Genomic DNA, 15,622 nt, shown 5'->3' on the forward strand with positions numbered 1-15,622 from the left:
ACCCCTGGGCCTGGAGGGGCGAACGCCTGATAACGCGCCATTATCATCGGTTGATGTCCTCCAGGTACCATCCCCCCACCAACATATTCCGCATAAACACATTGAGCCAAGCAGATAATTATGGTATCATTGTAATAAATCATCACCGTCAGCAGCGAAACATGGCAAGGATCGTTGGCATAAGCAAGCTGGATTTTGAGGATGGCATTACAAAGGATATCTTTTATATAGCTCTCTGCTGGCGAAAGGCCTCCCGGCGGAACGGATTCGGAAGTACGGCTTTGCGTTCTGGGAGAAGGAAGTGCTGATTGGATGACGGATTGGAGGTAATGGCATGACTGAAGAAAGGCTGATATCCTTACTTGAAATTGGGGAAAATACGGCTGTGGAGTTCAAACGCTGCGGTAATGGTATAGAATCTGATACCTATGAGACGGTCTGCTCCTTCCTGAATCGGTTTGGCGGAGATATCTTTTTGGGTGTTCGCGATGATGGTACTGTGGAGGGTATTCCTGAGCAGGCTGTACGCGACAACATGAAAAATTTCGTAAAGATGGTAAACAATCCCGACATCATAAGTCCTACGATATACCTTGTCCCGGAAAAGATTATATTTGAAGGTAAATCCATTATCTATATCCATATACCGCCCAGTTCGGAGGTGCATCGCTATAAAAAGGTAATCTACGACCGTGTGGATGATGCCGATGTGCGCGTCACCTCCACCAGCCAGATTGCTGCTATGTATATCCGTAAACAGAATATCTTTACGGAAAAGAAAATCTATCCATATGTGAAAGAAGAGCACTTGCGCCTGGACCTCCTGCCGCTTTGCAGGAGACGTGCTGTCAATAAACGCCAGGACCACCCATGGAAGGATATGACAGATGAAGCGCTGTTGAAAAGCGCAGGCCTTTTCAGCGAGGATTTTTCTACCGGGGAAAAGGGCTTTAACCTGGCGGCCGTGATGCTTTTAGGAAAGGATGATGTGATTCAGTCTATCTGTCCTGCGTACAGGACGGATGCCATCCTGCGGAAAGTCAATAAGGATCGCTATGATGACAGAGAAATCGTAAAGACGAATCTAATTGAAAGCTATGAAGCCCTCATGGCATTTGCCAAAAAACATTTATGGGATAAATTCTATCTGGAAGACAGCCTGAACGTAAGCCTCAGAGATAATATTGCGCGTGAAATGCTCACGAACATGCTGATTCATCGAGAATTTACCAGCCCGTTCATCGCTAAATTCATCATAGAAGAAAATCAGATGTATGTGGAGAATGCCTGTCGGGCTTTGAGGATTGGAGAAATCACACCGGAGAACCTGTCGCCTGTCCCTAAAAATCCGCTGATAGCCGCTTTTTTCAATCAAATAGGAAATGCGGACGAACTCGGTTCCGGCACCAGAAACCTGTATAAGTATAGCAAACGGTATTCTGGAAAGAATCCCAGCATCATAGAGGGCGATATCTTTGAAATTATTGTTCCGTTGGACGACGCCTATTCCTTTGATGCTGAATATATGCCCAATGATAAGGTCGGAGATAGGGTCGGAGATAAGGTCGGAGATAAGGTCGGAGAACCTGATTTTTATCAGTTGACTGAAAACCAGCGCCGTATCCTCAGTAGCCTGGAACAGAATCCCAGAGTGTCCGCCGCGCACCTAGCGGAAGAAATCGGTATTTCTTCCAGGAAGGTGGAAAATAACCTAAAAAAGTTGAAAGAAATCGGCCTCTTGCAGCGCCATGGATCACCCAGGAAAGGGTATTGGAGCATAAACCAGGGCTGGCGATGATGAGGCAAGCGCGGAAAGGTACTCTGGATTTTTATCCTGATGAATACATGCTTTTGGAATTTCTGGCTATAGGGGCTACCCAGGATTTTATCGACCTAGTGCCGTCTCCGATGATAAATCACACATTTAAAGAACTATGGGCTTCCAGTGGCCGTTAGAAGGCAAAAATATATATGAGGCGCTGATGATATGGTAACAACAAGCAGAGCATGGTAAGACAGAAATTCCCCACAGCATAGCTGTGGGGAATTAGGCCTCGAAGTAGTTATAGGTAAGACGCTGTCCCAGAATATAGCAATGTTGTCCGGCTTTACTGTATAGATTGCCGTCTGGATAATCCCGCTTGCACACTCAAAATGCCAGGTAGTACATATAAAACCATCCTTGACTATAAGGCTACAATAGTTTGTTCAACATCTGTATTTCACTCCATGCAGCATTTTGAACATTAAATGATTTAGATGTGGTGATACCTTCTTGCTGCATTTCTGATAACTTATCAGGTGTATCTAGCACGTCGCATATCCGTTCACATACTACAGCAACATTGCCTGTATCTACAATTATTGCATTTTCTTTATCACGTGCAAATTTGCCGACACCACCTTCTTTGGGCAAAACTGGCAGACATCCCAAACACATGCTTTCCAAACCGGTTCTCCCAAATGCTTGGTATGTAGACATATCTAAAAATATATCTGACGCTGCCAAAAGTTTTGCTACTTCCCACCTTTTTAATACTCCATAATTTTGGTATTCAAAATCAAAAATACCCAGTTGTTGTATTTCTTCATCACTACAACCAAATAATGCGATGCGTATGCCGGCATCATACTTTTTCTTCAGATACTGCAACACCTCCATTGTTCCTTTAGGATTTCTCCGAATCGTTTTAGGCCGTACCATAGCACATATAGTCGGACGTGCCTTCTTTTTTTTATGCTTTATGACGAAAGGATTATAAAGTCGCGTATCCAGACTTGGCTCAACGAGGTTTACTTTAACATCATGGTATTTTTGTACAGTATCAGCAATCCACTCTGTCTTCGCAAATAAACACATGCCTGGAATCCGAGTATAAGAAAGCTTCGCCTCCTGAAAATATTCTTCTGTTTTGTCGAAGAAATAAGGCTCGTAATCCTGGATATAATACCCGACTTGAATTTGAGGACATTTTTCCTTAATGCCCTGAACCAACTTAACAGTAGTGAATATAGTAGCAATCACTACATCGTACTTATCCGCGACATTCATGAAGCTATCATAGGATCTCTTGTCAAAATATCTGACATATTTAGCTATTTCAGGATAGTTTTGGGTGAATCCAGCCTTATAGTTAATTGAATTAATAATATCGACTTCAATTCCTAAGTTCCGCATACCGGCAACCTCCTGGCATACCGAATTAGCTCCACCACTACCACCTTTAGCAGTCAGGACAAATGCTACTTTTTTCCCAATCAATTTTTCGAATTTTTTATAATATTCATCAATAGCCTCTTTGATTTCTTCACGTATTACCCGTAACTCAGCACATGTTTCCATGCTTTTTCCTACACCAGAATAAACATCGGCACCATGTTTTTCTTTTAAGATAGGCTTTGAGGCTGCCCCCAGTTCCTTCCTCACTGTATGGGTAAAGCTCTTAGATTTCTCATGGAAGATATATGTGTCATCCACGATTCTAAGCTCAAATCCCGCCTTCGAAGCGCGGATACAATAATCCACTTCTTCCCCATACCCTTTAGGAAAATTAACTTCATCCAAATAGCCAATGGCATTTATTACATCCCGACTAATCATAAAGCAGAATCCATTCAAAGAAGCCACTGCCGGATACCTGGACTTAGAAACTTTTTCAACAATTAAGCCCATCATATCAATGGTCATGCCATTTCTTAAAGTATTGATTTTCCAGTCTCCAGTCATCGAATCTCTGATTTCCGGCACGCTTTGGTAGCTGGCGGCATTTGACAAAGGGCTGACAATGCCTGCGGCTTTATGTTGTTCAAAACAATTCAACATTTTTTCGGCCCAAGAATCAGTTACAATCGTATCACTGTTCAGCAGAATGACATAATCGCTTTTGGACATTCTTAGGCCAATATTAGCCGACTTTGTATAGCCCAAAGCCTCCTCGTTACGATGCAGCTTACAACCTGTTAGTTCTACATATTTCTCCACATATTGCCTCGTGTCATTATCGCTGCCGTCATCGACCAGTATAATTTCATACGGAAAAGTCCTTTTCTCCCAGACAGAATTTAGACATTCTATTACATCATTTAAAGCATTGTGGATACAGATAACCAGGGAAATGGTGTTGGTTTCAACATCAGCATCATAAATGCTTTGCTTTTCGTATTCCGACAAATCTGGATATAGGTTATTTATATTCTCTTTTTTTGGTTCTTCAACATCATTTTTTATTTTAACATCTTTTGAAAAAAACTTAGTTCTAATGCTGTTTACGCCCTTTCTTATGATAAATGATAAAATCTTTTGGGGCGAATGATAAGCCTTCGACAAAGCAATAGTCATCTTAAATAATCTAGATTCATAAAGATGCTGCAGTTCTTTTTGAAGATCGCGACATTGTTTTCTGCTTTTTCGCCCTTCTTCTCGCAATTTCAAATTGTTCCCTTCTAAAATATCGCACTTTTCTGACAACTCTCTTTGGATGTCGCTACACTGCTTTTTGAAATATTCCACTTCTTCCTGTATTTTTTCTTTTTCTTCTTGTAATAGCTGGTTGCTTCTTTCTGTTATAGCGCATTTTTCCAATAGTTCTTTTTGCATGAGTTCATATTTGAGTTCATGTTGTCTCTCTGCTTTTTTTGCTTCTTCTTGTAATATCCGATTATTCTCTTCGTACATTGAACAGGATTCAGATAAATCCTTCATTTTCTCAAATAAGAAATCCTTCTCTTTAAGATATATGCCTTCTGCTTTTTTCAGAGATTCCATTGCTTCTTGATACTTATTTTTATAGATATAGCGCCCTTGAAAAAATTCAATTCGGTTTTCTTCTGTTTGCCTTATTAAAAATTTTAAGGTATCGATATTATTTATATAATCAGAAACTTTTTTATAGGTTTTTTTCTTTTTTATGATACCCAATCCATTGCAGCATTCTATATTAAGAAACTCATATTCTGGATTTTCATTCACGAAATCCTCTATTGCGGTTAGGACACCATTTCTGGGCGTGCCATATGCAATAGCGTTGCACAGATTTCCGTTTATCCCATCATCCTGAAGCTCATTATAGCCGTATTTTATCCCTTTTTTATCATAGCGATTTCTGTATTCTGCAGGTATGGTATCCGGATTGTAATATAAATCCCTTCTGGCATAAGGCCAGCCAATATCATGAAGCAGAATCAATATCTCTTTATCTCCACAGGCAATGGCCGCATATCTTAATTCATTATATACAGTATACCAATTGTGGTCACCATCTATTAAATAGACATCAAACGCTGGTAATTCAGGAAGCACCTCCAGCGATAGACCGATGTGCATCTTAAATGCAAAATTGCTATCCTTTTCCCAGGATTTGTAATCAAAGTTAGGAAATGGATCTATGGACTGCACTTTTCCTTCTACCGCACCCACATATTCAATAACCCTTTTTGTTGTATAGCCATTTTGCGCCCCGATTTCCAAGACGCTTCTTGCGTCAATCATCTCCAATACAGGCTTGATAATTGTTTCCCAAAATCTGTACATCCCAACCTCCCGATTTAAGCAATAAATCTCAACTTGTATATTTTTTCTTTACCAGCATCAAAACGTATTGTACACAGCACAAAAAGCAGATTCCCACACCGATTTTTAGCCCAGCTACTACATCAAATGGAGCAAATTCAGCATAATACATCCCTCTTATATCAATTACCCTCGTGCTGCTATATTTGAAAAAAGATATATCCACATCACATTTTCCCAAGTCGTTCATGCCATTACACAAGACGATGTCCCTGCTGTCAACCAGCGTCTTCTGGTCATCGTAGAAGCTGACCGAAACGGTCTCCTGCCTTTCTGGAAGGTTACCGACCTTGAGCAGAATATGCTGGCCTTTCGGTATTTCGCTGACGACCTTATTTTCTTCCACCGAATAAGGGGCTTCATAGATGCTTGTCCCATTACCATTCTGCCCTAAAAAACGCAATCCATTTATGCCGACTATGGCATAAACTATCGAGAGCAGCAATAATGCCAAAACCCACTTAATATGCTTTCCGAGTTCCTTTCTTAGAAATATCCTCATTATACAGCTTCAATCCTTCCTCGACATCACCATCGTAAGCAATTTTCCCGTCTCTGATATAGATTATCCTGTTACAAAACTGCCGAATCAAAACGTCAGAATGTGATGAAAAGAGCACTGCTTTTCCGGCCTTGAATAATTCCATAATCTTAGCGCGGGATTTGTTCTGGAATGATTTGTCCCCTACAGCAAGCACCTCATCAACAATTAAGATATCCGGATTACAGTACACAGCCAGCGCGAACCCCAGCCGTGCAGACATTCCGGAAGAGTACATTCTCACAGGTCTGTCAAAATACTCGCCTAGTTCCACAAATTCTTCAATATCGCCAATGATGCTATCGATTTCACTTTTGCCCATTCCCATGATGGTTCCCTTATAGTATATGTTTTTCCGCCCGGTATAATCAGGATTGAATCCGGCAGACAGGTTGATGAGGGAGCCTACCTTTCCGTTTACCTGAATATGCCCGGCAGTGGGGAAAGTGATGCCCGCGATGATTTTCATCAAGGTAGACTTTCCGGCGCCGTTGATGCCAATCAAACCTACCACTTCACTGTCTTTTACAGTGAAGGAGATGTGATTCAGGACTTCACGTCTGCTCTGATATCCTTTGTGCGTAAATACCCATTGCAATATCTTCCAATCCTTGTCAAACAGGACATAGGTCTTGCAGACATCTTTTACTACAATCATATCATCCATATGCTCCGTCCCCTTTTATATGAAATCCGCATAGTGCTTCCGCAGCTTGTACTGGGCATAGCATCCCAAGGCAAAGACCGCGGTTATGCTTATCCAAAAATAAGCACTGTATCCGATGTTCTGTGTCATACCCTGCACGAAGACATTTCGGAACCCTCGGATAACATAGACCATGGGATTGATTCGGAGCAGTATATGAATTAAAGTGCTGTCTACCTTATCATAGCTCCACATAATAGGCAGGGAGTATATGATCACACGCACGATTGCCAGGTAGAGCTGATGGAAGTCTTCCGACACTGCTACAAAGGCCGAAAGCAAAAGGTTCATACTGACCATCAGATAGACCAAGGCGATGAAGTAATAGAAAAACAAAACAACACTGAAACATTTCAGGTATCCGAACAAAGTGAGCGCAATCAGCAGGATGAAAAAAGTAAAGAACCTGCGAAACACGATACTCAGCACTTCGATCGTAGGAAGTATCGTTATTGGAAACCGAATGCTTTGCACAATCCCTTTATTGGATAGGATCGCGCGGCTTCCCTGGTTCAGCATATCGCTGATGAAAAACCAGGGAATCAGTCCGGTCAGCAGGTACACGATGCTGTTCATACCATCTATCTTTCCGAATCCGGATATCAACAGGCGGAACATGATGAATACCAGGATATATACAATGTCATGAAAGTATGTCCATAAGATGCCAAGACTGCTGCGAACGGTCTGCTTTTCTGTATTGATCAGAGCCATTTTGATAATCTGGCGGTAATTCTCCCTATGCTCTTTTAGGATAAATCCGATTGCCTTAAACATCTTGATCCTCCGTTAACAGCAGGTCATACAGATTCATGTAGTCTTTTCCCATATCAGCTACCGTCCGTATTGGCTGCCCCAATGCTTCATCGCATAATTTGCTGTAGGCAGCCCGGTCTTCACTTATCTTGCAAATCGTGTGATATGCGGCAATGGGATTTTTCAGGTCAGCCAGTATGCATCCGCCTTTTATTCCCCGTTCCCGCAGAGTACCTATATCGCTTACTACGCAAGGGAGGCCGCAGCTGAAGGCTTCCGTGATAATGTGGCAGTAGGTTTCGGGCCAGATGGAGAATACGCCGACATAAGAAGGCCTTATCCTGGCAGCGTAATTCCTGAAATCGTCCCTGATATATCTGCCGTAATATTTCACTTTCTGCTTCAGGCTTTCCGGCAGGCTTCCGATACAATGGAATTCTAGCCGACCTTCTTTGTCGGCATCTATCAATTCGGAAATATATCCGGCTCCCTTATTGTAGCTGATATTTCCTGCCAGTAATATCTTAATCTTTCCGCCACCATCAGGTATGCTGCCATAATACTCTCTCGGATAGAGAAAGTCCCTCCCATGCTCATATATCCTGATCTGCCCCTTTAGGCTGGGGAATATCTTTTCATACACATCACGACTGTATGCCGAAGTCGTGACATAGGCATTTATTTTTCCCAGAATATCAGCCACAGGGCCACGCCAGTTAGCCGCGACCCATTTAGGCACGTTTTTTGAAATCTTAATCTGCGATACATCCATCTGACACCGCCCGGAGGAAGAATCACAGTCCGCTCCGCAGTATTCCCCTTTCCCATTGACCAGATTGATTGTAGGGCAGATATAATAGAAATCATGGAAGGAGAGCACGCAAGGGACATTCATCCAATTGGCTGCATCTATTATGTCAAATGTATGCATATACAAATGACGGATATGGACAATATCAATATGGCAATGATGCAGCACATTATAGTAAATATTCCGCCATTCCGGGACATACAGGCTATTTATGTCCCACTTATATGCCAAATCCCATTTTTGCAATTGATGAAGAGCCCCGTCCGTAAGCTGATATAAGCGCAATGTACTGCAATTGCTATTCAGCAGAAATACGTTCCACCCCTGTGAACATACATACCCCATCAAATCTTCGTTGGTCTTTACACTGCCTCCCTTTTCCTGATGAATGATATACAGGATATTCCGTTTTCCGGAAATTCCATGAAGCTGTTCTGCTGTCTCCCGCTTTATCTTCTGCCGAATCGATTCCAGCCGTTCTGAATTCAGCATATTTTTCACAAGATACTCATACTGCGGATACCTGGATAAAAGAATCTCATAGTTGTTGCGCAGCAGCTTCTGTTTCTTATGACCGAAGGAAGCCGTATGGTGGTGAAAAATATAGGTATCGTCACTTATGATATTCTCATATCCCTTTGATATGACTCGCATGCAAAAGTCATTTTCTTCGCAATATCCCTTGCCAAAGGTATCTTCGTCAAAGAGGCCCACATGTTCAAAGGCGTCTCTCTTGATATACATGCAAAATCCATTCCCTGTAGGAACCCGTTCATATGTGTGGACAGATTGATTTTCCACCAGCTTAGCCATATCTTCCAGCGTCCATCCGTCAGGCAGATTGTTATCTGCGTTAATTTCCGGAACGCTGAATGCCCCTGCCGCGTTGGACAGAGGCGTAACTGTCATGATCCTTTCATCTGAATACGCGGCAATCGTCAATTTTTCAAGCCACTTTTTGGTCACTACAGTGTCGCTATTGAGAAGCACCACATCTGTATTGCAGGCCTGTATCCCTATATTGATGGATTTAACATATCCCAGGTTCCGGGGATTTGTCACTACCATGACATTTTGCTGGGACTTATACGATGATAACAGCTCTTCTATTCTGGAGTCTGTGCTGCAATCATTTATCAGTATAATCTGAAATGGCGCTGCTGTGTTCCTTAGAATGGAATCAACGCAACATTTTAACTCATCATAGGCGTTGAACACAGGAATAATGATTGCAACGCCTGTCTGCCGGACTTTGCCAGAAGCATATTCTATCTGCAGAAAATCCAAGTCAATCATCCCTTTTGCCGAGGCATCGCTTTTGGGGATGCTGGATTCGATGTCTTTCGCATCTGTTTGCTGCTGCTTGTATCGCTTGACCAGGCGGAACAGCGCAGCAGGCAATCTGTAACAACGGAGAGGATGCCTCAATGCATCCACTAACAGGCACCCCAATTGATACTGGAAGGTGTTGGCATACCATGTACATAGATTTTGGTAGCTTTCTTTTTCGTGCTGCCACCTCTGCCGCTCCTGCTCATATGCCTGTTCCGTAGCTTTGAGCTGTTCTGCAAGTTTTTCTTCCATAATAAATATCTCTTCTCAGAATCTAATCCCTCATATATAAATCCCGTGTGTAAACCTTATCTTTCACATCCGCTAAGTCTGCGGCATATCGATTTGAAACTATGACATCCGACATTTCTTTAAACTCTTTTAAATCCTGTATTATCCTACTGCCGAAAAAGAGTTTACCCGAATATGTCGGTTCATATACAACAACCTCTATTCCCTTTGCCTTTATGCGCTTCATGATGCCCTGTACACTGCTGTGACGGAAGTTGTCGGAATCGGCTTTCATTGTAAGCCTGTAAATGCCGACTGTATAATTTTTGTCCATGTCATCATAAAATCCGGCTTTCCGCAGAATCCTCTCGGTGACAAAATCCTTTCTGGTTCGGTTCGCTTCGACAACAGCGCTGATCATATTGTTTGGTACGTTATCGTAATTGGCCAGTAGCTGTTTCGTATCTTTGGGGAGACAGTAGCCGCCATATCCAAAAGAAGGATTATTGTAGAAGTCGCCTATTCTGGGATCCAGCCCGATTCCCTCTATGATTTGCCTGCTGTCCAGTCCCCTTATCTCCGTGTATGTATCCAATTCATTAAAGAAAGCGACACGAAGGGCTAAGTAAGTATTAGCAAATAACTTTATTGCTTCGGCTTCTGTTAAATCCGTAAGCAATATGGGCACATCTTTCTTGATGGCACCTTCCTTCAAGAGTTCTGAAAATTGTCGTGCCTTTTCGTAAAGCGATTCGTCTCCTCTGGGAGCGGCTACGATTATCCTCGAGGGGTATAAATTATCATATAATGCCCTTCCTTCCCTTAAGAATTCCGGTGAAAACAAAATATTGCTACACCGCAGCTTCTCGCGGACAGAAACAGTATAGCCCACAGGCACTGTGGATTTGATGACTATGACAGCATTCGGATTGTGCTCAACCACCTGCCGGATTACTGCTTCCACAGAAGTAGTGTCAAAATGATTCTTCTCTGGGTCGTAATTGGTGGGAGTGGATATGATGACATAGTCTGCATCAGAATAAGCTGAACCAGCATCCATCGTAGCCGTCAGATCTAAATCCTTTGTCAAAAGATAGTCCTCAATCTCCTTGTCTGCAATCGGCGATTTATGCTGATTGATTAGATTGATTTTTTTCTGGATGACATCAACAAGTGTTACCTGATTATGCTGTGCCAATAAAGCAGCATTTGACAAACCTACATATCCAGCTCCGGCTATAGTAATTTTCATCTTATAATCCTCTTGTGAAATGGGCAGCCACAATGTTTTGCTCTGATAATCCGCAATTATCATGTGTCCATTAATGGCTATATACTAAATATAACCCGTAAACCAAATGATTTTCCCTCTTCTGGCTGCGAAATCTGTCCATTCACCCCATCTTTCGAACAACCATTATACCAAATCATACAATACATGGGTGATATTTTCAAGTAGTATTTCCTTTTTTTAAGATTTTTCCATCAAATCGGCATTCAGGGTGTTCGCCAATAGCAGATAATTGCGGATTATCAGTTGGTAGCATTCACAACAGGAATCCTGAGACATCAAGGCTGGATAATGGCGCGTTATCAGGCGTTCGCCCCTAAAAGGGCCGATGCCAGCTGGAAAGTGAAGTGGCGGAGATAGGAATCAACAAGTGGTTAAGGAAAATCTACCAATCGATGGAAAGTGGCCGTGCGAGGAAACTATATCTGAAGGCCGACTCCATCGCCCAGAAATATGGTGGGAAGCTATACTGCGGGACGGTCAAGCGGCTCAAGCACCATGTCCGGGACATGGCCGCCAGGCAGGGCGGAGGCGCGGAAAGCGGTACGCTTGAAGACCTGTGCTGGGAGTACGAAAAGGAGGCAGGGCCTACGGAAGTCCCCCTTGTTAGTGTCATCCTATCGGTAGCTGATTGCAGCATCCGTTTAGAGGAATGCCTGGAATGCATCTGCAATCAGTCGTACCCGAACATCGAGGTTCTCATACTGGGATATGGTCTACCGGAAGATAGAAGGAAGGCCATTAAAGAGTATTCGTGCTCCGCCCCCATAAGGACGACAGTGCTTCACGGCGGTCTTGATGCTCCAAGCATGCTGGAGCAGTGGAACGAAGGCCTGAGGGCAGCCAAAGGCTCTTGCGTCTGGTTTCCCAATGGTAGATGCCACTATGGAAGGGACTTCCTGCAGGGGGCCGTGTCCATGTTCTCATACGGCTCTGTCATGGCGGTGTTCGCAGGGAGCCGGCAGCTTCTGGATATCCATGACAGGGACGGGGAGCCCCTGCCCTATGGCCCAGGCATCCACGGATGGAAGAAGCCTTTTTTTATGACGGCACACGATGCAGTTCGCCAAGGCCCTGCATCATACGGCATGGTTCCATCCCTTGGTGGAGCGGTGTTCAAAAACAGGCGGCCGATTCCTTCCGAAGTCGTGGAGGCGTACAGAGGCATGAGGTTCTGTGCCCCATGGATATTCACCCTTCACATGATTCGGGGCGGTGTGATTGGTTATACCGGCGTGGCTGATACCTGCGACCCGCCAGGGCTGGGAAAGCTTCTGCTAGGCGGCGAGGAAGCAGTGCTTTATTATAAGGAAGCGGAAGCGGTTTCAGGTTATATCGCCCGACATTATAAGGTGGGGGACGGATACTATGAGCAGATACTGCAGAGCCTGGCGAGGCAATGTGGAGATGGGGGGGTCAGGGATGCGGAAGCTGCCGTCCGCCAGTGCTATTGCCCAGACAGAATCCGGCTTCTGGAGAAGGAACGGAAACCTAATGTGCTGATGGCCTGCTATGCATTAAGATCTGGAGGCGGCGAGGTCTACCCCATCCATCTGTCAAATGAACTGCGAAGGCATGGGATGGCCGTGACACTGGTCAATTTTGGTATCGAGGAGGAAGAAGAGGGCATCCGGCAGCTTGTTGATGCTGATGTACCTGTCGTTACCATTAAGAGCAGGGATTACCTAAAGCAAATTGTGGCGAGGCTTGGCGGCGAGATTATCCATTCCCATTGCGCCAGCGTTGACGGAGTCATCGCGCAATGGAGGAAGTACGACAGAGGACTGGGGCACCATGTCATAACATTGCACGGCATGTATGAGGCGATGGAGGAGGAAGACTGTGACAGAGTGATTGTGGACACCTGGGAGAGTGGTGCCAGGTATATCTATATCGCGGATAAGAATCTAGAATGCTTCCAGCATCGAGGCTATGATATCGACGACAGGTTTACAAAAATCCCCAACGGTCTGCCGCTCGTGGATGTCAACCCGGTACGACGGGAAACCATGGGGATTCCAGACAATGCATTTGTGCTGGTGACCGCAAGCCGAGGGATTCCTGAAAAGGGCTGGCAAGAGGCAGTCTTGGCGGTGACCGCAGCAAACGAGCGCGGTAGCAGGCCGATTCATCTGGTGGTAGTGGGGGAAGGCGAGATTCGGGCAAAGCTGGAAAGGGATGCACATCCATACATCCATTTCACAGGATTTCGTCCTAATGTAAGAGACTATTTCGCCATGGCGGATGTCGGGCTGGTGCCTACCTATTTCAAAGGTGAAAGCTATCCGCTTGTAGTCATAGAATGCCTGATGACAGGCACTCCTATAATAGCTACGGACATAGCGGAGGTCAGGAACCAGCTCCAGGATGGGAATGGGGATTTGGCGGGCATATTGCTGCCGCTTCATAGCGGGAAGGTTGACGAGGAAGATATTTGCGCCGCCATCCTGAAGCTGGCGGAAGGCGCTGAGGACTATATACGCCTAAAAGGCAGAGTCAGGGGAGCGTGCAGGAAATTCGACATGACAGCCATAGTGGATAGGCATATGCGGCTATACCAGGAGGTGGCGGCGACTTGATTCTGCCTGTAACGACCAGTTTGTGGCGCGTCCCGATAAGATGACGGCATAGATAAAGGGCAAGGAAACAGCAATGAAGGAAATCAAGATTTTTGTGACGCATAGCCCGAACTGCTATACAATGCGGGTAAGGAACTCCATGCTATACGATGTAATCGCCGGGAGCGATTTCCTGCTGCAGGACGTACCGCAGGGCTGCCTCACGGACAACACCGGGGACAACATATCCTCAAAGAACAAGTCCTACTGTGAACTGACTACACAGTATTGGGCATGGAAGAACCAGGATGCTGACTACTTCGGCTTCTGCCATTACAGGAGGTTTTTCAACTTCAGCCCAGAATCCCTGAGGGAGAATTCCTGGGGGACGGTGGAGTATGACTATCTGGATTCCCGCGCTATGGAGGAGCTGCACTTCAACGAAGCCGACATGCGCAGCTGCATCGAAAGATACGATTTCCTGATTGCCAAAGGCGTGGATGCCAGTTGCATGAACGCAGAAAACATCTATGAGCAGTATAGGAATGCCCCGGAGCTCCATATAAGGGATGTGGAGTTGGTGCTGGAGATTATTGAGGAAAGATATCCCTATCTAAGCGGCACGGCAAAACAGTTTTTTGATGGAAAGACCTTCTACCCCTGCAATATGTTCATCATGACAAGGGACATTTTCCAGGAGTATTCTGCGCTTCTCTTCGGGATACTGTCGGAGTTCGAACGGCGTGCGGACATCAGCGACTATTCAAGGGAAGGATACCGCACCATCGGGCATCTGGGCGAGCGCATAGCCGGGATATATTACTTGTATCTGAAGGCACAGGGGAGATTCTGCCTGGGTGAGCTTCAGGTGGCATTGATTCATCATACAGAAGCGGAAGCCGGACCTGTAAAATATGCCGAGGGCACAGTGCCTATAGTATTGGCAGCAAACCAGAAATATGTCCCGATTCTATGTACCTGCATACAGTCCATAACAGATCAGGCGGCCGCGGAGGGGCGGTATCATATCTTTGTCCTCCATACGGATATCGGGAAGGAGAGCCGCGACAGGATAGTCCGGAAGCTATCTTCCGATAATATGGAGATTTCCTTTCTGGATGTAGGGAGCAGGGTGTCCGGATACGCCTTGGAGGCTAAGGAGCATATAACTACAGAGACGTTTTATCGTTTCCTGATACTGGATATTTTCAAGGAATACCACAAGGTCATCTACCTTGACTGTGACATGATAGTATGTTGTGACATAGCGGATTTATACCATACAGAAATGGGAGACGATATGGTCGCGGCGGTGGCTGATGCCGACTTTGCAGGGCAGTGCAACAAAAAGGACTCCGATATGCGGCAATACTGCCAGGATGTACTGGACATGGAGGATCCGTTCGGGTATTTCCAGGCAGGTGTGCTGCTGATGAACATTCAAGAAATGCGGAAGCAGATGACCGTGCCTGAACTGCTGCGCATGGCTGACACGGGGATATACAGATTCTCTGACCAGGACATCTTGAACATTGTCTGCAAGGGAAGGGTGCATTATCTGGACATGGCCTGGAACCTGATAACAGACTGTGACCACTTCCGCTGGCAGCAGGTCATAAAGCATGCGCCTTACTATGTTCTGGACGCATATGAAGGTGCGAGGAGAAAACCCCGCATCATACATTATGCCGGATTCCGGAAGCCCTGGATGAAGCCGGACGAAGATTTTGCAGAAGAGTTCTGGAGGGTCGCGCGGCGGACGGATTATTATGAGATATTGCTCTGGAACAAGATCGGAAGAGCACACGTCTGAACTCCAGTCACCAG

8 protein-coding genes are annotated in these 15,622 nt (G+C 44.9%); 2 read left to right on the forward strand and 6 right to left on the reverse strand.

Annotation, left to right across the window (positions count from 1 at the left end):
- Positions 1-334: 334 nt before the first annotated feature.
- Positions 335-1,798: an RNA-binding domain-containing protein gene (locus Q2B33_RS00115; RefSeq protein ID WP_296472996.1), complete on the forward strand. Its 1,464-nt coding sequence runs from the start codon at positions 335-337 to the stop codon at positions 1,796-1,798.
- A 396-nt stretch (positions 1,799-2,194) separates the two neighbouring features.
- Here the strand turns inward: Q2B33_RS00115 and Q2B33_RS00120 are convergent, their stop codons facing one another.
- From Q2B33_RS00120 to Q2B33_RS00145, 6 genes are read right to left on the reverse strand one after another with little or no spacing between them, the layout of a single operon-like run.
- Positions 2,195-5,530 (reverse strand): glycosyltransferase, encoded by a 3,336-nt coding sequence (locus Q2B33_RS00120; RefSeq protein WP_300791477.1) that lies wholly within the window; start codon positions 5,528-5,530, stop codon positions 2,195-2,197.
- 28 nt (positions 5,531-5,558) lie between these two features.
- Positions 5,559-6,071: a hypothetical protein gene (locus Q2B33_RS00125; protein ID WP_300791475.1), complete on the reverse strand. Its 513-nt coding sequence runs from the start codon at positions 6,069-6,071 to the stop codon at positions 5,559-5,561.
- A complete protein-coding gene (locus Q2B33_RS00130; protein WP_296472999.1) occupies positions 6,031-6,777 on the reverse strand; it encodes an ABC transporter ATP-binding protein in 747 nt (248 codons plus the stop codon). The genes Q2B33_RS00125 and Q2B33_RS00130 overlap by 41 nt, the downstream gene beginning before the upstream one ends.
- 15 nt (positions 6,778-6,792) lie before the next feature.
- Positions 6,793-7,593, reverse strand: coding sequence for an ABC transporter permease (locus tag Q2B33_RS00135; protein ID WP_296473000.1), 801 nt, complete (start codon positions 7,591-7,593; stop codon positions 6,793-6,795).
- On the reverse strand, positions 7,586-9,967 hold the full coding sequence (locus Q2B33_RS00140; protein WP_300791472.1) for a glycosyltransferase: 2,382 nt from the start codon (positions 9,965-9,967) through the stop codon (positions 7,586-7,588). Before Q2B33_RS00140 ends, Q2B33_RS00135 begins: the two co-directional genes overlap by 8 nt.
- Positions 9,968-9,989: 22 nt before the next feature.
- Entirely contained in the window at positions 9,990-11,198 is a 1,209-nt protein-coding gene (locus tag Q2B33_RS00145) for a nucleotide sugar dehydrogenase (RefSeq protein ID WP_300791470.1), read from the reverse strand.
- A gap of 434 nt (positions 11,199-11,632) precedes the next feature.
- On the opposite strand from Q2B33_RS00145, the gene Q2B33_RS00150 reads away from it, so the two are divergent.
- Positions 11,633-13,816, forward strand: coding sequence for a glycosyltransferase (locus Q2B33_RS00150; RefSeq protein WP_300568527.1), 2,184 nt, complete (start codon positions 11,633-11,635; stop codon positions 13,814-13,816).
- Positions 13,817-15,622 lie beyond the last annotated feature (1,806 nt).

It is taken from the genome of uncultured Acetatifactor sp. (assembly GCF_948601915.1).
Taxonomy (GTDB): domain Bacteria; phylum Bacillota; class Clostridia; order Lachnospirales; family Lachnospiraceae; genus Acetatifactor.

Excerpts from the sequence above, each read along its gene's own strand:
- Q2B33_RS00130 (WP_296472999.1), bottom strand. The coding sequence starts at position 6,777 with ATGGATGATATGATTGTAGTAAAAGATGTCTGCAAGACCTATGTCCTG.
- Q2B33_RS00145 (WP_300791470.1), bottom strand. The coding sequence starts at position 11,198 with ATGAAAATTACTATAGCCGGAGCTGGATATGTAGGTTTGTCAAATGCT.
- Q2B33_RS00135 (WP_296473000.1), bottom strand. The coding sequence starts at position 7,593 with ATGTTTAAGGCAATCGGATTTATCCTAAAAGAGCATAGGGAGAATTAC.
- Q2B33_RS00150 (WP_300568527.1), top strand. The coding sequence starts at position 11,633 with ATGGAAAGTGGCCGTGCGAGGAAACTATATCTGAAGGCCGACTCCATC.
- Q2B33_RS00125 (WP_300791475.1), bottom strand. The coding sequence starts at position 6,071 with ATGAGGATATTTCTAAGAAAGGAACTCGGAAAGCATATTAAGTGGGTT.
- Q2B33_RS00120 (WP_300791477.1), bottom strand. The coding sequence starts at position 5,530 with ATGTACAGATTTTGGGAAACAATTATCAAGCCTGTATTGGAGATGATT.
- Q2B33_RS00115 (WP_296472996.1), top strand. The coding sequence starts at position 335 with ATGACTGAAGAAAGGCTGATATCCTTACTTGAAATTGGGGAAAATACG.
- Q2B33_RS00140 (WP_300791472.1), bottom strand. The coding sequence starts at position 9,967 with ATGGAAGAAAAACTTGCAGAACAGCTCAAAGCTACGGAACAGGCATAT.